This window comes from Mesorhizobium sp. W016, from assembly GCF_054719485.1.
Genome location: NZ_JBTTIF010000002.1, coordinates 2731482 through 2749816, shown reverse-complemented (window position 1 = coordinate 2749816; position 18335 = coordinate 2731482). Strand labels below are relative to the sequence as shown.

Genomic DNA, 18335 nt, shown 5'->3' with positions numbered 1-18335 from the left:
CATACGGAATGCAGGCGAACGCGTAGTGGCGAGAGTTTGGTGCGATGGTCATCCCGATCGACAATGTGACGGCGGCGGTCATTGTCGCCGCTGGGCCGTGCCTACACCACCACGTCCCGATATACCCTCACCTCGCCATCCTGGCCGCGGATGCGCCAATCCTGCCCTTCCCGCCCCTCGACATGGCATGGCCCGAGCGGCACCTTGCCGCCGCCTTCCGGCAGGTCCAGCACATAGACCGGATTGCAGATGCCCGACAGGCGGGCGCGCAGCGCGCCGGCCAGCGCCTGTCCCTGCGCAATCGTGGTGCGCCTGTGCGCCATGCCGCGCGCGAGGTCGCCGTGGTGCAGGTAATAGGGTTTGACGCCGAGCCGGTACATCAGTTCGCGGCAGAGTTCCTCCAGCACCTCGACCGTGTCGTTGACGCCCTTGAGCAGGACGCTCTGGTTGAGCAGCACGAAGCCTGCCTGGCGCATGGCGCGGCAGGCCAATTCGGTGGCCGGCGTGATCTCCCGCGCATGGTTGAAATGGGTGACGATTGTGACCATCAGCCGGCCCTGCAAGGCGTGAACCAGCCCCGGCGTGATGCGCGCGGGCAGCACGACAGGCACGCGCGTGTGGATGCGCAGCAGCCTGACATGCGCGATCGCCTCGATGCGGGCGCGGATTTCGGCCAGCGCCTTGTCCGGCAGCGACAGCGGATCGCCGCCGGTCAGGATCACCTCGCGGATTTCGGTATGGCCTTCGATATAGGCAAAGGCGTCTTCGAACGCTTCTCGCGTATAGCCGCGGCCGATCGAGGTCAGGGATTCCTTGCGGAAGCAGAAGCGGCAATAGACCGCGCATTGGTAGGTCGCAAACAACAGCACGCGGTCGGCGTGGCGGTGCGTCAGTCGCGGCACCGGACTGAAGGCATGGTCGGCGATCGGATCGTCGAGCTCGCCTTCCGTTTCCGTCAGCTCATCCGGCGATGGAATGACCTGGGCGCGGATCGGATCGGCGGGATCGTTCCAGTCGATCAGGTCGAGATAGGTTTTGGGGGCACGCACCTTGTGGCGTACGGCCGCCTCCTGCGCCGCCGCGTGCTCGGCGGGTGACAGCGGCAGCGAGGCGAGATCGCGGACGTGGCGCACACCGGCGCGGATGTCGTCCTGCCACGCGGTGTCGGCGTCGCGTCCTTCGTCGGCTGTGGCCGCGTCATCGAAAGTTGAGTTTGGGATCATTGGGGCCTCGGGGCAATTCTGGCGGTGCTATCGGCCGGATGGATGGTTCGGTCAACAGCAGTGGCTCGGCGCGGATTGTCGCTGCGCTGCGGTCCTTCGCATCCCCCGACTATCGCCGTAATCGACCAGCGCAGCAATTTCAGGCAATCTGACCGATAAGGCGCTCCAAGGGGAGATGGGCGCCGCTTAGGGAGGACCGCGATGAGCAAAATGCCGCGCTATGAGGATGCCGCTCAGCGCTTTCGCATCGAAGATGAGATCGCGCGGTTGTATGGCAACCCTGAACCGGCATCAATGCCTATGTCGAATGCTGCGGCCGCTACACCGGAGAAGACCGGCTGGCGCTGCGCGCGATCTCGGCCGGCGGCGAGCTTCGCGAATTCAGCTTCGACGATCTCGCCGACATGTCCGGGCGCGCCGCCAATGTGCTCAAGGCCGCCGGCGTCGGTGCCGGCGATGTCGTCGCCGGCATGCTGCCGCGCGTCCCCGAACTGGTGGCGCTGATCCTCGGGACGTGGCGCATCGGCGCGGTCTACCAGCCGCTGTTCACCGCCTTCGGTCCGAAAGCCATCGAGCACCGCCTCGGCTATAGCGGCGCCAGGATCGTGGTGACCAACCCGGCCAATCGCGGCAAGCTCGACGAGGTCGAGACATCAGCGCAAATCGCCACCATTCTTGGCAATGGCGGTGTGCTACCTGCAGGCGACATCGATTTCCGCGCCGCGCTTGCCGCCGCCTCGCCCGAGTGCCAGCCGGTGATGCGCAAGGGCGACGACTTGTTCATGATGATGTCGACGTCGGGAACGACCGGCCTGCCCAAGGGCGTGCCGGTGCCGCTTCGCGCCCTGCTCGCCTTCGGCGCCTATATGCGTGACGCGATCGGCTTGCTGCCCGACGACATCTTCTGGAATATCGCCGATCCCGGCTGGGCCTACGGCCTCTATTACGCCATCACCGGCCCGTTGCAGCTCGGCATCGCCACGACCTTCTATGAAGGCGCCTTCAACGCCAAGAGCACTTACGACATCATCGAGCGGCTCGGCGTCACCAGCCTTGCCGGCTCGCCGACCGCCTATCGCCTGCTGATGGCGGAAGGCGCGGAAGCTGCGGCCCGTGTCAAAGGCAGACTGCGCGTGGTGAGCAGCGCCGGCGAGCCGCTCAACCCGGAAGTCATCCGCTGGTTCGACGCAAATCTCGCCGCGCCCATTCACGACCATTACGGCCAGACCGAGAACGGCATGATGGTCAACAACCATCATGGGCTCTCGCACGTCGTGCGCGTGGGCTCGGCCGGCTTCGCAATGCCCGGATATCGCATGGTGGTATTGGACGAGGCCGGCAACGAGCTCGGCCCCAACCAGCCCGGCATCCTCGCCGTCGACATCGCGAAGTCGCCGCTGCGCTGGTTCGACGGCTATCACCAAGCCGAGACGCCAGCGATCACGGGCGGCTACTACCGCACCGGCGACACGGTGGAGTACGAGCCGGACGGTTCGGTCTCCTTCATCGGCCGCGCCGACGATGTCATCACTTCGGCCGGCTATCGCATCGGCCCGTTCGACGTCGAAAGCGCGCTGATCGAGCATCCGGCGGTCAACGAGGCGGCTGTCGTCGGCGTGCCCGATCCGCAGCGCACCGAGATCGTCAAGGCCTTCGTCGTTCTGGCGCCGGCTTACAAGGGCAATTCGGAGCTCGCCGAAGAGCTGGCCCAGCACGTCAAGAAACGGCTGTCGGCGCACGCCTACCCGCGCGAGGTCGAGTTCATCACGGAACTGCCGAAGACCCCAAGCGGCAAGATCCAGCGCTTCCTGCTGAGGAAGGCGGAGGTGGAGAAGCGCAAGGCGTGATTAGGCGCCAATCTCCCCCCTCGAGGGGGAGATGTCGCCGAAGGCGACAGAGGGGGTCGTTGCGCGTGAAGCGCTAACGTCGTCTCGCGCTGCAAAAGGAGTCAGCGCTTCACGCGCGGCGACCCCCTCTGGCCTGCCGGCCATCTCCCCCTCATGTGGGGAGATCTGCAGCTCCAACGGCGTCTTTTTTCAGCCCAATGTTGTCATGTATCCTTGGAATCGAACGTAGAGCAGGGTTTATATCATGCGGTGGGTCTGGACGTTTCTGTTTGCGCTGGTGAGCAGCGTGGCTTTCACGGCCTCGCCGGAGGACGACTATGTGGCCGCGCGTGACAAGGCGATTGCTGATATCGCGGCGCTGAACAGTGCGAACGCGGCAATCGAGACCATCGACGCTGAGAACGAGAAGGCGCTGGCCGACCTCCAGCAGCGTCTTGCCGGCATTATCGGGCCGCTGGCGGTCAAGGACTTTCCGCCAACCGGCACAATCAATATCGAAAGCCTCAGCGACTCCGATATCGGCTATGGCATGCTCGATGGGCTGCGATACACCAAGGGCGACGACGGCCCCAGCCTGGTGGCAACGACGCGAGGGCTGCTGGAGCGCTGGCTCCAGTCCAGAACCGCCGAGACCGACGAAAGTTTCAAACTGCCCGCCGGCATCGATGAGGCGCTTAAGCTGGATGCCTTCTATACCCAGGCGATCAACAGCGACGCCGCCTTCGAGGGAACGCTCGACTTTCCATTGAAGAAACCCGAAGGCGCCGACATCGCCTTCGCACGGCTCGGCGGCTGGACGCAGGACGTCGGGCCGATCTATGAGCAGGAAGTCATCGTTACGCTCGTCAAAGGCAACAGCGTGAGAATTATCGCAGCGCCGGCAGCCCCTGCCGTTCCGAAGATCGCCGCCTGCGACGCCGTGTGGGCTGCTGCGGACGCCGCCGCGCAGAAATTCCAGGAGGCCTACCAGGCATCGGACCTGAAGGACGAAAAAGCGTTCGAGTCCTCCAACGCCGCCTGGGACAAGGGCGACAGCGACTACCGGGCCTGCATGGCGCAGCGCCTGCCGGCTGACCCGGCTTTCCCGGCGCTGCTCGCCCAGGCGCAGGCGCTGGCCGATCAAATGGCTGGGAAGTAAGCCTCCCGCAAGGGCCCGCGCGGCAAGATCAGGCGGCTTGTTGCAATCTGAGGCGAATATGACTTCGCCGCTGGGTTGCAGAACGCTGCAACCTGGCGTCCTACTTTCGGACACTCATTCAGATTTCGGCTGGACCCTGGCAGCCAAAAGCTTACCGTTTGTTCTCGGATTCGTCTCGAAGCTCAAACTTAAGCTTTAGCTACTATGGTCGACCGAAGGACTACTGTCCTGGAAAGGTCTTCGGATCGAGTTGGCAGGTGCAATGCTCAATTCCGGCCGGTTGAAACGGGCCGTTTTTTCTTCCGCCAACTTGCCGGCGGCGATTGCCTTTGTCGTGCTTCTCGTCTGCGCCCTGGTTGCCGACCAGAGGAACAGAGAGGTCTCCGATCAGCTGGCGCGCGCCGACGTCCTGGCCAAGGTCAACATCATACGCGCCAAGCTCGAAGGCAACATAGGCGGCAATCTCCAGCTGGTTCAGGGTCTCGTTTCGACAATCGTTACCGAGCCCTATATGGGCCAGCAAAGATTTGCGGCACTCGCCCGTAATCTGTTCGAGCAAAAATCGCAGTTGCGCGATATTGCCGGCGCCCCCGACCTCGTCATCGCGCTGATGTATCCGCTGGAAGGCAATGAAAAAGCCATCGGGCTGGACTACCGCAAGAGCGATACGCAACGCATGGCCGCGCTTCGCGCCCGTGACCAGCGCGCGCTGGTGCTCGCCGGGCCGGTCAAACTGGCGCAAGGCGGACGTGGCTTCATCGGCCGTATCCCGGTCTTCGTGCCGACGGCGGGTGGCGGCGACCGTTTCTGGGGTATCGTCTCGGCCGTGATCGATGTCGATCGGCTCTACGCTGCCAGCGGACTGACCGACCCTGATCTGGATATCGATGTGGCGCTTATCGGCAAGGATGCGCTCGGCGGCGGCGGGGAACTGTTCTTCGGCGGCGATAATGTCGTGTCCGGCAATCCGGTGATGGCAGAGGTGCAATTGCCTTCAGGCTCCTGGCAAATTTCAGCCATACCGAAGGGCGGCTGGCCGACCGCTCCGAAAAATGAGTGGCTGTTGCGTCTGCTCATGGCGCTTGCCGGCGCGCTGGTGGTGCTGCCGATCCTCGTGGCAGGACGTCTTTTCGGTGAGCGGCAGAAAAGTGACGCCGAGTTGAGGCGCCTGTCCCGGCGGCTGGAGCTGGCGTTGGAAGCCTCTGCTATAGGCGTGTGGGAGCACGATACCGTCAGCAACGAACTCGTATGGGACGACCGCATCAACGAAATCTATGGCAAACCCGGCGGCGGCAAGACCCGTAGCTATGACGACTGGGCGCTGGCGATCCATCCCCAAGACTTCGAACGGGCTAAAGCAGATTTCGATTCGGCTGTTGCAACACAAGGCCCCTACTCTTCGCAGTATCGGCTCCTGCGGCCGGACGGCACCATTCGCCATGTGCGCACCCGCGCCAGTTTCTTCCGGGACATCGACGGCACGCCAAAAATGATCGGCGCCGAATGGGATGTGACAGGCGACGTGCTGCTCAACGAGAATCTCGTGCGTGAACGTCGCCTTTCAGAATCGAAAAATGCCGAACTGAACCTGGCCAAAGCCCGCATCGAGCATGTCGCGATGCATGATTCGCTGACCGGTCTGCCCAACCGTCGGTATCTGGACGAGATGCTTGCCGAAAACCGCGAAGCCGACGGCCGTGCGGCGTTGCTGCATCTCGACCTTGACCGGTTCAAGCAGATCAACGACACGCTCGGCCATGCAGCGGGCGATGCATTGCTGGTGCATGCTTCGAAAGTCATCAAGGCCAGCGTCGGCAGTGCCGATTTCGTTGCGCGCATCGGCGGCGACGAGTTTGTCGTGCTGAGCCATGGACGCGACGACAAGGAACTCGCCGCGCTGGCCGACCACATTATCGATGCGATGCGCCAGCCGGTCGACTATCTGGGTCACCAGTGCCGGTTCGGCGTCAGCATCGGCATTGCGGCCAATAGCGGCGTCGATGCAAGGCAGTTGCTTGTCAATGCCGATCTGGCGCTGTACCGGGCGAAAGGCCGCGGCCGCAACCGCTACGAGTTTTTCAACGAAGAGCTGCAGAGCGAGATCGTGCGGACCAAGCAGACCGCCGACGAGATTCTGGGCGGGCTCGAGCGGAACGAATTCATCGTCTACTATCAGCCGCAGTTCGACGCCAAGACGCTGGAGATCGTCGGCGTCGAGGCGCTGTCGCGTTGGGATCATCCGCAACGCGGCATGCTGACCCCCGACGCCTACATCAAGGTGGCTGAGGAACTCAATGTCGTGGCGCTTATCGACCGCACCGTCCTGGAGCAGGCGCTCGATAGTTTTGAGCGTTGGTCGCGCAGCCACCTCAACATCCCGCGCGTCTCGGTCAACGTTTCCGCACGGCGCCTGGAAGACAGGGACCTGATCAAGGGTTTGCGCAAGCTTCCGATCAAGGAAGGGACCGTGTCGTTCGAACTGGTGGAGTCGATTTTCCTCGACGAAAACGACGAGCTGGTCAGCTGGAACATCGAACACATCAAGGGGCTCGGCATCGACGTCGAGATCGACGATTTCGGCACCGGGCATGCCTCGATCGTCTCGCTGTTGAAGTTGCGGCCGCGTCGCCTCAAGATCGACCGCCAGCTGGTCACCCCCATCACCAGCTCAACCGCACAGCGGCAGCTTGTGTCGTCCATCATCGACATCGGCAAGTCGCTCGGGATCGAAGTGATCGCCGAGGGCGTCGAGACGATGGAGCACGCGCGCATCCTGAAAGAGCTTGGCTGCGACATCCTGCAAGGCTTCCTGTTCGGCTACCCGATGGATGCCAAAGCCTTCAAGGCCTTCGCGCAGTCGCGCAAATGGCTGGCGGCGAGCTGACAAATCCTGGCTTTGCTGGACGCAAATGCGGACGCAGGACCTGCGTCAGGTCCGCAGCCCCGGCGCCTCGTGCCCGGTCCTCTCCACATATTCGGTATAGCCGCCGCCATAGGTGTGGATGCCTTCTGGCGTCAGTTCCAGCACGCGGTTGGAGAGTGCGGCCAGGAAATGGCGGTCGTGCGAGACGAACAGCATGGTGCCTTCGTATTGCGACAGCGCCGTGATCAGCATCTCCTTGGTCGCGATGTCGAGGTGGTTGGTCGGCTCGTCGAGCACCAGAAGATTGGGCGGATCGAACAGCATCAGCGCCATCACCAGGCGCGCCTTTTCGCCGCCTGACAGAACCCGGCATTTCTTCTCGATCTCGTCGCCGGAAAAGCCGAAGCAGCCGGCGAGTGCCCTGAGCGGCGCCTGGCCGGCTTGCGGAAACGCGTCCTCCAGCGTCTGGAACACGGTGCGTTCGCCCTCCAACACCTCCATGGCGTGCTGGGCGAAATAGCCCATTTTCACACTCGGCCCCCGAGCAACTGTGCCGGCATCCGGGTCAGACGCGCCGGCCACCAGCTTCAGCAGTGTCGACTTGCCGGCGCCGTTGACGCCCATGATGCACCAGCGCTCGCGGCGGCGGACCTGGAAGTCCAGCCCCTCATAGATCGAGCGGCTGCCATAGCCCTTGTGGACGTTCTTCAGCGTCACGACATCCTCGCCGCAGCGCGGCGCCGGCTGAAAATCGAAATTCACGATCTGACGGCGCTTGGGCGGCTCGACACGATCGATCTTGTCGAGCTTCTTCACCCGGCTCTGCACCTGGGCGGCGTGTGACGCCCGCGCCTTGAAGCGCTCGATGAAAGCGATCTCCTTGGCCAGCATGGCCTGCTGGCGCTCGAACTGCGCCTGCTGCTGCTTGTCGGCGATCGCCCGCTGCTGCTGGTAGAATTCGTAATTGCCGGAATAGGCGGTGAGCGAACCGGCGTCGATCTCGACCACCTTGTTGACGATGCGGTTCATGAACTCGCGGTCGTGCGAGGTCATCAGCAGCGCGCCCTCATAACCTTTCAGGAACTGCTCCAGCCAGATCAGGCTTTCGAGATCGAGATGGTTGGACGGTTCGTCGAGCAGCATGACGTCGGGCCGCATCAACAGGATGCGGGCCAGCGCCACGCGCATCTTCCAGCCGCCGGACAGCTTGCCGACATCGCCATCCATCATTTCCTGGCTGAAGCCCAGGCCGTCCAGCACTTCGCGGGCGCGGCCATCGAGCGCATAGCCGTCGAGCTCTTCGAAACGATGCTGCGCCTCACCGTACTTCTCGATGACCTCCTCCATCCGGTCGGCCTGTTCGGGGTCGGCCATGGCCGCCTCGAGTTCGGCCATTTCGGCCGCCACGTCGCTGACCGGCCCGGCGCCGTTCATCACTTCGGCCACAGCACTATGGCCCGCCATGTCGCCGACATCCTGGCTGAAATAGCCGATGGTGACGCCGCGATCGACCTGCACCTGGCCCTCGTCGGGCTGCTCCTGGCCGGTGATCATGCGAAACAAAGTCGTCTTGCCGGCGCCGTTCGGCCCGACAAGGCCGACCTTCTCGCCCTTCTGTAGCGAGGCCGAGGCCTCGATGAAGACAAGCTGGCGGCCGTTCTGCTTGCTGATGCTTTCAAGACGGATCATGAGGCGGTCCGGGGGAGTTGGTGCAAAGTTGAGGGATTTGCCCGGGGCCATACGCGAATGAGCGCAAGGAGGAAAGAGGCAGAAGCGCCACAGATGGTGGCGAGGACCCGTCATCGCGCCCGAAACAAAAATCCAGCGATTGTCGAAAACCGCCCTCGCGGAACGACATTGGCACGGCGGCCTGCATGGCCCCCAAACAGCGACACCAACAGGCAGGAATATGACGATGGCCAAGATGCTCGTGATCTACAAAACCCCGGCTGATCCGGAGGCGTTCGACCGGCACTATTTCGAGGTTCATGTGCCGCTGGCCAAGAAGCTTCCCGGACTGCGGCGCTACGACATCAGCAGGCGGCCCATCATCAAGCGCTCGGCGGGCGAGATTCCGTATCTGGTCGGGACACTCTATTTCGACAGCCTCGCCGATATGCAGAGCGCATTTGCCACCGAAATCGGCATTGCCTGCGCCGCTGACCGGCGTATACTCGCCCCAGGAGACGATGACTTGACGATGCTCCTGTTCGACGTCGACCAAGTGTGAATCTTAGCCGATCTCGGAGTGGAACGAAGGAGCCGCGCCGAAGCGGACGACGTTACTTCGCGTCGTGGAAGATGATTCCCACCGTATGCCGCCGTCCCGAGCGCAGGCGGCTGACGCCGTGCCGGAGATTGACGCGGTAGTGCCCTTTCGTACCTTGCACCGGGCGATTGTGGACAGCAAAGATCACTGCATCGCCCCGGGTCAGCGGCACCACTTCGGCACGGCTTTGCATGCGCGGGCGCTGCTCGGTCAGCACGAATTCGCCGCCGGTGAAATCCTCGCCCGGCTGCGACAACAGGATCGCGACCTGCAGGGGAAAAGCGAGGTCGCCATAGAGATCCTGGTGGAGGCAGTTGAAGTCGCCGGGGCCATATTGGAGGAGAAGCGGCGTCGGCCGCGTTTGGCCGCCTTCGTGGCAAAGCTGGAGGAAGGCGGCGTGGTCATCGGGATAGCGCCGTGCCGCGCCCATGCGATCGTTCCAGTCGTTCGCGACGCCGGCCAGCCTGGGATAGAGCGCGGTGCGCAGGCCACCGACCAGATCCGGCAGCGGATAGCGGAAATAGCGGTACTCGCCCTTGCCGAAGCCATGGCGGGCCATCACCACATGGCTGCGGAAATGGTCCTCATGCGGATAGAGACCGGCGATCTCGGCGCACTCCTCGGGTGCAAGCAGCGCCGGCATGACGGCGCTGCCGTGGCTGTTCAGTTCGCCGATCAGAGCACTCCAGTCCTGCGCTGCGACGCGCGCTTCGGCCGAATGGGCTGCGCGTTTGGTGCTTATCGAATGGATGGTCATGGATGCCTCCTTTGCTTGCGGTCAAAGTGGGGCGAACGAGGCGCCTGGGCCACCCGATTCCTGCGATGAACATTGTCATCTGCTGCCGGCAGCGATTAACTGTGTACATGCATCTTTCGATCGAACCGCTAAATGGCGTCAAAGGGCTTCCTCTCGGATCGTCTAAGGCGACTGTCAGATCCTTCTTTTCAGGAGAGCTCAAGGTCTTTCGGCGGAGCCCAACCAGCGTTCCGGCCGACTATTGGCCGCACCTTGGAGTATTCGCCTATTACAAGGCCGATGGCGCACTCGAAGCGCTAGAATTCACCTCGCCTGCGATCTTGGAACTGGGTGGCGCGTCGCTGTTTCCGATTTCCATGGAGGTTGCGCTGAGGTTCTTGAGACAAACCGACCCCAATGTGAAGGTCGAGATCGATAGCGCGATTTCGAATGCTCTCGGCATCAGCATCTGGACAGCCATAGGAAAAGAAGCGGACTCCCAAGTGGAAACACTTTTGCTGTTTGGAGCCGGCTACTACGGCTGATCCTTCCGGGCGATATCCACTGCAGATCGACTGCGTATCGATCGCATCAGACCGGATCGGCACCCTTGCGGCGATACGCCTCCAACTCAGGGTCCAGATCGACCCTCACCGCGTTTGTGAACAGGCAGGTCGCCACCATGATGCCGGCGAAGGCGACGAGGTTGACCAGCAGTGTGTCGTCGTAGCTAGCCTTGAGTGCCGCCCAGACATCGTCGGGAACGGCGTTGGTATCGGCAGCGACTGCCTTGCCGAATTCGATCAGCAAAGCTTCTTCAGCGCTGGGCTCGATCGCCTCGGGATCAAGACCGCTGTCGATCAGCGCGCGGCGGAAGAAGGTAAGCGGTAGCTCGGCGCGGCATCTCTCGGAGATCGCCAGCGACAACAGCCAGACAGCGCGGTCGTCGAGTGCGGGCTTGAGCAGATCGCGCAGGGTGAACCATTCGGCATAGATGCGGTGGGCCGCCGGTGAATGCAGCAGGATGCGCTTCATGTTGGTCATGCGTCCGCGCAGGCCAAGCTCCCTGTCGTGCTCGGCGCGGATGTCTTGCGATGCCGAGGCGTAGTCGATCGGCGGGATCATGGCCATGGGACGGTCCTTGGTTGGTGGCAGCGAGGCATTCTGCGACACCCTCACCCAAGCGTCGTATGCAATTGCGGCGCGGCGCGCAGCGTGTTGGACACCGTGCAGATCGCTTCGGCGTCCTCGACGATCCGCTGCTTGGTCGCAGCGTCGAGATCGCCTGAGATGTCGAGCCTGATGTTGAGCCTTTCGACGCGCGACGGCTCGTCCTTGGCCTTCTCGCCGCTGACCTCGGCGCGCACCTCGCCAAGCGCGGCGGCAACGCCGAGGCGGGAGGCGGCGATGCGCGCGCTCAGCACCATGCAGGCGGCGAGCGAGGCGTAGAGCAGGTCGAGCGGATTGAAGCCCGGCGCGCTGACGCCGGTGACGACATCGACTGCACCGCCGGTCGGAGTGGTGATGGAAGGCAAGCCGCCGGGCTGCAGCGTCGCCGTCGCGCCGGTGACGCGGGTCCTGACCTTCAACTCAGCCATCGCAAAAACCTTTCAGCCGGCAGCCCGGCAAAGATCAGGGGCACTGTGGCGCGCACACGAGTGCGATTTGCACACGCGTTGCGGTGCCGAACAACATGCATGTGATTAGACACGACCGGCAAACAGGTGCCTACTGCATTGTCCATGGGGATGCGGATAACCGAGGAGAGGCCCATGATTGCGCTCAATGTAAACGGCGAGGATCGCAGTGTCGACGTGCCGGACGATATGCCATTGCTGTGGGTGCTGCGCGATGTCATCGGCCTGACCGGCACGAAGTTCGGTTGCGGCATCGCCCAGTGCGGCGCCTGCACGGTGCAGCTTGACGGGCAACCGGTGCGATCCTGCGTGATGCCGGTCGCGTCGGTTGGGTCGCGCCATGTCACCACCGTCGAGGCGATCGGTGCGACGCCGGCGGGCAAAAAAGTGCAACAGGCATGGCTCGACCTTGAAGTGATCCAGTGCGGCTATTGCCAGTCCGGCCAGATCATGTCGGCCTCGGCGCTGCTGGAGCGCAACCCCGACCCGAGCGACAGCGATATCGACGCCGCCATGTCCGGCAATATCTGCAGGTGCGGCACCTACACGCGAATAAGAGCGGCCATAAAACAGGCCGCGAAGGCCTGAGGGAGATAGCCAGCCATGAGCAAGCCGTCCTCCTCCCCCACCCAAAAATTCACCTCGCGCCGTGCCTTCCTGCAGGGCAGCGGCCTTCTGCTCGGCTTCACCATGCTGGGCGCCGGCACCAGGCCCGGTTTTGCCGCCGCCGAGCCCGTCGAGGGCGACGTCACCGCCGCCTTTTCACCCGATGCCTTTATCCGCATCGACAGCGACGGCAAGATCACTTTCATCCTGCCCAACATCGAGATGGGACAAGGCACCCACACCGGCGAAGCGACGCTGATTGCCGAGGAACTGGAAGTCGGCCTCGACCAGGTGAAGGTCGTCGACGCACCGCCCAACGACAAGCTGTACGCCACCGCTGCGCTTGGCGGCCAGGCAACGGGCGGCTCGACCTCGATGCGGGCTACCTGGGAATCGCTGCGCAAGGCAGGCGCCGTTGCCCGCACGATGCTGGTTGCGGCAGCAGCCGCGCAATGGGCGGTTCCGATTTCGGAATGCAGCGCCAAGCTTGGCGTGGTCACGCATCTGCCGACAGGCCGGCAGCTGGCCTATGGCGCGCTCGCCGACGCGGCCGGCAAGCAACCGGTGCCGAGCGACGTCAAGCTCAAGGCCCCCAAGGATTTCCAGCTGATCGGCAAGTCGCTGCGCCGGGTCGACACGGCGGGCAAGGTCAATGGCGCAGTGGTCTACGGCATCGATGTGCGCGTGCCCGGCATGAAGGTGGCGACGGTCGCCGCCTGTCCGGTGATCGGCGGCAAGCTCGGCGATGTGGACGAGACGGCGGCACGCGCCGTCCCAGGCGTGCGCGATATCGTCAGGCTGGACAATGCGGTCGCCGTGATCGGCGATCATTTCTGGGCGGCCAAGAAAGGCCTCGAGGCCCTCACCATCACCTGGGACGAAGGCGCCAACGCCAGGCTTTCAAGCGCCGATATGATGAACACGCTGAAGGCTGCGTCCAAAAACAAGACACCGATCATGGCGCGCCAGGAAGGCGACGTCGCCGGCGCGCTGAAGGCTGCCGTCAACACGGTCGAGGCAAGCTATGAGCTGCCGTTCCTGGCCCATGCGCCGATGGAGCCGATCAACTGCGTCGTGCATGTGCGCACTGATGAATGCGAGATCTGGCTCGGCACCCAGGTGCCCACCCAGGCGCAAGGCTGGGCGGCACAGGTCACGGGCTTCCCGCTCGACAAGATCATCGTGCACAATCACCTGATCGGCGGCGGTTTCCGGCCGCCGGCTTGTCGCCGAATATGTCGGCCAGGCGGTGGCGATCGCCAAACAGGTGAGGTACCCGGTCAAGGTCATCTGGACGCGTGAAGAAGACATCCAGCACGATCTCTACCGTCCGACCTACTACGACCGGATATCAGCCGGTCTCGGCGCCGACGGCCTGCCAACGGTGTGGATCGACCATGTCGCCGGCGGTTCGGTGTTGGGCAATTACATCCCCGGCGGCTGGCCTCAGGACAAGCTTGACGACGATGCCGTCGAGGGCGCCGCCAAACCGCCCTATGATCTGCCGGTCATCCAGGTCGACTGGGTGCGCGAGGATCCGCCGGTGCCTATCACCTGGTGGCGCGGCGTCGGACCGACGCACAACGTCTTCGTGGTCGAAAGTTTCATGGACGAACTCGCCCATTCGGTGGGCAGGGATCCGGTAGAGTATCGCCGGGCGCTGACGAAGAACCAGCCGCGGGCCGCAGGCGTGCTCGAGCTTGCGGCCGAAAAGTCGGGATGGGGCTCGCCGCTTCCGGCCGGCAGCGGCCGCGGCATTTCCCTGCACGATGCCTTCGGCAGCTTCATGGCCGCGGTGCTGGAGATCTCGGTTTCAGCGGCCGGCGAGATTACGCTGCAGCGCGCGGTGGTGGCCGTCGATTGCGGCATCGCCATCAACCCAAACACGGTCGAAGCCCAGATCGAAGGCGGGTTGATCTTCGGCCTGTCGGCGGCGCTCTACAGCGGCATCACTTTCAGCAATGGCCGCGTCGACCAGAGTAATTTTCACGACTACCGCATCCTCCGCAACAATGAGGCGCCGAAGATCGAGGTCTATCACGTCAAGAGCCTGGAATCGCCCGGCGGCATCGGCGAGACGGCAACGGTTTCGGCCGGGCCTGCCCTTGCCAACGCGATCTTTGCCGCGACGGGAAAACGCCTGCGCAGCCTGCCCATCGACCGCAACCAGCTGAAGAGCGACGGCGCCGATAAGACCAGCGTGTCGATGGTGCCGCCGCCCTCAGCACCCTTGCTGGCGGTGCTGGCGAACAGCAGGGAGCGCCCGGAGACCGGCATCGAAACCGAAGCCGAAGCGCTGTGAGGGCCAGGCCATGAGAAGCTTGGTCCGCATCCTCCTCGCTGTCGTGGTCGTCATCGCCGCCGGCGTTGCGATCTTCCTGTTCAAACCGGCGTCGCTGCCGGACGTCTCCGTGGCGGCGGCGAAACTGCCGACCGGTCAGGCGCTGATCGATCGCGGCGAATATCTGACGCGCGCCGCCGATTGCGTCGCCTGCCACACAACCGGAGGCGGCCAGCCTATGCCGGCGGCGTTGCCTTCAAGCTGCCGTTCGGCACCGTCTATTCCCCAAACATCACCGCCGACAAGGAAACCGGCATCGGCGACTGGAGCGACGCGGAGTTCGCGCGTGCCTTGCATCAGGGCATCGACAAGCAAGGCCACAATCTCTACCCGGCCTTTTCCTATGCGGCCTACGCCAGGATGACCACGGAAGATGCGCTGGCGATCAAGGCCTATCTGTTCAGCCTGCCGCCGGTGCACGCCGAGGCGCCGAAGAACGATCTGAGTTTTCCGTTCAACCAGCGTTATGTCCTGCGGTTCTGGAACCTGTTGTTCGTTCCCGACGGTCCGTTGCCGCAAGACGAAAAGCAGAGCGCGGAATGGAACCGCGGCGCCTATCTCACCGAAGCAATGGCGCATTGCGGCGAATGCCACACGCCACGCAACCTGCTCTATGGGCTAGACAACAGCAAGAAATTCGCCGGCGCCGAATTGCAGGGCTGGAAGGCCTACAACATCAGTTCGGACAAGACGACCGGCATCAGCAGCTGGAACGATCAGCAGCTGTCCAACTATCTCTCCAAGGGTCATGCGGAAGGGCGTGGTGCGGCCACCGGCAACATGGGCGAAGCCGTCGACTACAGCCTGCGCCATTTGACGCCGGAAGACATCAAGGCGATCGTCGCCTATGTGAAAACCGTGCCGCCGCAAGTCAGCAGCGACAAGGCGATCGTCGAAGTCGAGCCGCCGGCAACACTGACGACGTCCGTCGCCTACGCTCCGTCTGCCGATTCAGTGGCGCAAGGCGGGCTCGGCCTGAAGCTGTTCCAGGGCGCCTGTGCCAGCTGTCACGGATGGAACGGCGAAGGGCTGCAGACACCTTATGCGGCGCTGGGCGGCAGCCGCACGGTCAATGACCCCGATGGCACAAACCTCATCCAGGTCATCCTGAAGGGCGCGCATATGACGACGCCGCTCGGCAAGCAGGCGATGCCGGCTTTCGCCAATGCCTATTCGAATGTCGAGATCGCGGCGCTCGGCAACTATGTGCTGGCGCATTTCGGCGGCAAGCAATCCGCCATCACACCGGCCGACGTGGCCAAAGCGCGGGCGCAGTGAAGGACGGCGGTGGGGTCACCGGCAGCCGCGCAAAATGTGTTTCTGAATCTTGCCGGAGGCGGTGCGGGGCAACGCGTCGGTGAGCAGGAATTCCTTCGGCACCTTGTAGCGGGCGATGCGAGCCGCACAGTGCGCCGCGAGCGCCGCCGGATCGAGGACGCAGCCAGCCTTCAGCACGACGAAGGCACGCCCCACCTCGCCCCAGCGCTCGTCGGCGATCCCGACGACAGCGACTTCCGAAATGTCGGGATGATCGAGCAGCGCCATCTCGACCTCGGCTGGATAGACGTTCTCGCCGCCCGAAATGAACATGTCCTTGCGGCGGTCGACGAGGGTGACGAAACCATCTTCGTCGCGGCGCGCAATGTCGCCGGTGCGGAACCAGCCATCCGATGTAAAGGCCTGCGCCGTCTCATCGGGCCGGTTCCAGTAGCCCGGCGTGACATTGGGGCCTGACAGCCATATCTCACCCGGCTCGCCGGCTGCGGCGTCGTGGCCATCTTCGTCCACGATGCGCAGCGACAAAGACGGCGCCGGCAGGCCGGCGGAGCCGGCCTTGCGGGCGATCTGGTGTGCCTCGACCGGCATGCCGAGCACGGTGCCGGCTTCGGTCATGCCGAAGCCGTCGACCATGCGCACGCCCTGCTCCAGCCACCAAAGGATGTCGGCGGCGGGATTGGGCGCGCCACCGGTAAAGATGGCCGTCAGCGTGGCCCAGTTCGCCGGCGCGAACGCGGTGCCGTCGCGCAGCATCCGTGCCATTTGCGGGACGCAGAAATAGTGGGTGACGCCGAGGTCCGGGTCAGCCAGACGGCGGTTGGTGAGACCGGCCTCGAAGCCGGACGAGATCAGCACCGTGCCGCCCTGCAGCAAGGGCGGACGCAGGCTGGTGATAAGGCCGATGACATGGAACATCGGCGCGTCGCAGAGGAAGATGCTGGAATTGCCGACGCGGCCGAGCACGCCGAAATTGACCGCGGTGGCGAACGCATTGGCCTCGGTCAGGATGACACCCTTGGGCCGGCCCGATGTGCCGGAGGTGTAGAGGACGATCGACGGTACATCGCCCGCCGGCAAAGCGCGTCGTAGCGCGGGCGCTTGCGCTTCGACCGCCGCGGCAAAGGCCCTGACCTCCACAGGTACACAGCCTTTTGGCAGCGCCGTAATCAGCGCCGCGTCGTGCAGCAGCAGCACCGGCTCGCAATCGGCCAGGACCGTCTGCTGCTCGACGGCGGAAAGGCGCCAGTTGACCGGCACGAAGATGGCGCCGAGCCGCATGGCGGCCTGCTGCGCGATGAGTAGATCGGCGCTGTTGCGGGCGACGGTGGCGATGCGCTGCCCAGGTTCGATGCCGTAGTCTTCCAGCACAGCCATGGCGCGCTGGATGGCTTCGTCGAGCGTACGGTAAGTCCAGCGCCGCCCGGATGCGAGATCGACGCAGGCGACGCGCTGCGGCTGCGCGCCCGCGTGCAGCGCCACGGGGTCTGAAGTCGTCCAGGCCGGCATTCGCATCTTCTCCCCGGATTGCGCCCTCACTCTCGGCTCAGTCGGTCGCCGGGATCACCTTGCCTTGTCAAAGGCGCCGAGCCCGGGCTTGTAGCTCTTTTCGTCGATGAACTGGCGGATGCCTTCCTTGCGGCCGTCATTGTCGTAGGAATTGGCCGCTTCCTGCGCGCGCACCAGATAGTCCTCGGCATTGTCGTAGGTCATCTCGCCGACGCGGCGGATAGCATCCTTGGTCGCCTTCAGCGCCACCGGGTTTTTCTTCAGCAGGATGTTCGCCACCTCGGTAACTCGTGGCTTCAGCTCCGCCAGCGGCAGGCTTTCATTGACCAGCTTCCAGGCCGCCGCCTTCCTGCCGTCGATCAGCTCGCCGGTCAGCGCGTGATACATGGCGTCGCGCATCGACAGGAGATCGACCACCACCTTGGTGGCGCCGCCGCCGGGCAGGATGCCCCAGTTGATCTCCGACAGAGCGAATTGCGCCTCGTCGGCGGCGAAAGCGAGGTCGCAGGCAAACAGCGGGCCGTAGCCGCCGCCAAAGCACCAGCCATTGACCATGGCAATGGTCGGCTTGCGATACCAGCGCAGCCGCCGCCACCAGCCATAGGCCTCGCCTTGCGCCTTGCGGACGGCGCCCAGCCCCTTGGCCTCGGTCTCGCGAAAATACTCCTTGAGGTCCATGCCCGCCGACCACGCACTGCCCTCGCCCGACAACACCAGCACGCCGACATCGTCGCGGTATTCCAGCTGGTCGAGCACCTCCATCATGCGCCGGTTGAGCGCCGGGTTCATGCAATTTCGTTTTTCAGGCCGGTTGAAGCGCACCCAGGCGATGCCATCCTCGATGTCGAAGGCAACGGTCTCTTCGGTCATGGCAACTCTCCTCCGGCTTGT

Annotated in this window: 15 protein-coding genes and 1 pseudogene; 9 read left to right on the top strand and 7 right to left on the bottom strand. The window is 63.9% G+C overall.

Going from position 1 to position 18335, the window contains the following annotated elements; translation table 11 throughout:
• Window positions 1–101 precede the first annotated feature (101 nt).
• Window positions 102–1223: a KamA family radical SAM protein gene (locus ACYG9V_RS13690; protein WP_352764350.1), complete on the bottom strand. Its 1122-nt coding sequence runs from the start codon at window positions 1221–1223 to the stop codon at window positions 102–104.
• Between the two features lie 201 nt (window positions 1224–1424).
• On the opposite strand from ACYG9V_RS13690, the pseudogene ACYG9V_RS13685 reads away from it, so the two are divergent.
• From ACYG9V_RS13685 to ACYG9V_RS13675, 3 genes and pseudogenes are all read left to right on the top strand, one after another.
• A pseudogene (locus ACYG9V_RS13685) lies at window positions 1425–3070 on the top strand (acyl-CoA synthetase).
• Window positions 3071–3314: 244 nt separating this feature from the next.
• The gene (locus ACYG9V_RS13680) at window positions 3315–4208 is read left to right on the top strand and encodes a hypothetical protein (protein WP_023827697.1); all 894 of its coding nucleotides are present in this window, start codon (window positions 3315–3317) and stop codon (window positions 4206–4208) included.
• Between the two features lie 262 nt (window positions 4209–4470).
• Window positions 4471–7092 carry a bifunctional diguanylate cyclase/phosphodiesterase gene (locus tag ACYG9V_RS13675; protein WP_031205202.1) on the top strand — a complete coding sequence of 874 codons (2622 nt, stop codon included), beginning with the start codon at window positions 4471–4473 and terminating at the stop codon, window positions 7090–7092.
• Between the two features lie 45 nt (window positions 7093–7137).
• On the opposite strand, the gene ACYG9V_RS13670 is transcribed toward ACYG9V_RS13675, so the two are convergent.
• The gene (locus ACYG9V_RS13670; protein WP_023705196.1) at window positions 7138–8760 is read right to left on the bottom strand and encodes an ABC-F family ATP-binding cassette domain-containing protein; all 1623 of its coding nucleotides are present in this window, start codon (window positions 8758–8760) and stop codon (window positions 7138–7140) included.
• Window positions 8761–8986: 226 nt separating this feature from the next.
• Here ACYG9V_RS13670 and ACYG9V_RS13665 point away from each other — a divergent pair, with 226 nt between their 5' ends.
• Window positions 8987–9301 carry an EthD family reductase gene (locus tag ACYG9V_RS13665; RefSeq protein ID WP_023705197.1) on the top strand — a complete coding sequence of 105 codons (315 nt, stop codon included), beginning with the start codon at window positions 8987–8989 and terminating at the stop codon, window positions 9299–9301.
• 52 nt (window positions 9302–9353) lie between these two features.
• Here the strand turns inward: ACYG9V_RS13665 and ACYG9V_RS13660 are convergent, their stop codons facing one another.
• A complete protein-coding gene (locus tag ACYG9V_RS13660; RefSeq protein WP_023705198.1) occupies window positions 9354–10097 on the bottom strand; it encodes a 2OG-Fe(II) oxygenase in 744 nt (247 codons plus the stop codon).
• 65 nt (window positions 10098–10162) lie between these two features.
• Between ACYG9V_RS13660 and ACYG9V_RS13655 the strand changes: the two genes are divergently transcribed.
• Window positions 10163–10621, top strand: a complete 459-nt coding sequence (locus ACYG9V_RS13655; protein WP_352764346.1) for a hypothetical protein — start codon at window positions 10163–10165, stop codon at window positions 10619–10621.
• A 46-nt stretch (window positions 10622–10667) separates the two neighbouring features.
• Here the strand turns inward: ACYG9V_RS13655 and ACYG9V_RS13650 are convergent, their stop codons facing one another.
• Complete coding sequence (locus ACYG9V_RS13650; RefSeq protein ID WP_352764344.1) at window positions 10668–11207, bottom strand: carboxymuconolactone decarboxylase family protein; 540 nt, start codon at window positions 11205–11207, stop codon at window positions 10668–10670.
• 44 nt (window positions 11208–11251) lie between these two features.
• The gene (locus ACYG9V_RS13645) at window positions 11252–11674 is read right to left on the bottom strand and encodes an OsmC family protein (RefSeq protein ID WP_023670326.1); all 423 of its coding nucleotides are present in this window, start codon (window positions 11672–11674) and stop codon (window positions 11252–11254) included.
• Between the two features lie 174 nt (window positions 11675–11848).
• On the opposite strand from ACYG9V_RS13645, the gene ACYG9V_RS13640 reads away from it, so the two are divergent.
• From ACYG9V_RS13640 to ACYG9V_RS13625, 4 genes are all read left to right on the top strand, one after another.
• Window positions 11849–12301: a (2Fe-2S)-binding protein gene (locus ACYG9V_RS13640; protein WP_352764342.1), complete on the top strand. Its 453-nt coding sequence runs from the start codon at window positions 11849–11851 to the stop codon at window positions 12299–12301.
• Between the two features lie 15 nt (window positions 12302–12316).
• The gene (locus ACYG9V_RS13635) at window positions 12317–13621 is read left to right on the top strand and encodes a molybdopterin cofactor-binding domain-containing protein (protein WP_348626195.1); all 1305 of its coding nucleotides are present in this window, start codon (window positions 12317–12319) and stop codon (window positions 13619–13621) included.
• A complete protein-coding gene (locus ACYG9V_RS13630) occupies window positions 13569–14621 on the top strand; it encodes a xanthine dehydrogenase family protein molybdopterin-binding subunit (protein WP_352764339.1) in 1053 nt (350 codons plus the stop codon). The genes ACYG9V_RS13635 and ACYG9V_RS13630 overlap by 53 nt, the downstream gene beginning before the upstream one ends.
• Window positions 14622–14801: 180 nt before the next feature.
• Complete coding sequence (locus ACYG9V_RS13625) at window positions 14802–15938, top strand: c-type cytochrome (protein ID WP_352764336.1); 1137 nt, start codon at window positions 14802–14804, stop codon at window positions 15936–15938.
• Between the two features lie 15 nt (window positions 15939–15953).
• Here the strand turns inward: ACYG9V_RS13625 and ACYG9V_RS13620 are convergent, their stop codons facing one another.
• Entirely contained in the window at window positions 15954–17450 is a 1497-nt protein-coding gene (locus ACYG9V_RS13620) for an AMP-binding protein (RefSeq protein WP_460221956.1), read from the bottom strand.
• 48 nt (window positions 17451–17498) lie between these two features.
• Window positions 17499–18314, bottom strand: a complete 816-nt coding sequence (locus ACYG9V_RS13615; RefSeq protein ID WP_352764330.1) for a p-hydroxycinnamoyl CoA hydratase/lyase — start codon at window positions 18312–18314, stop codon at window positions 17499–17501.
• Window positions 18315–18335 lie beyond the last annotated feature (21 nt).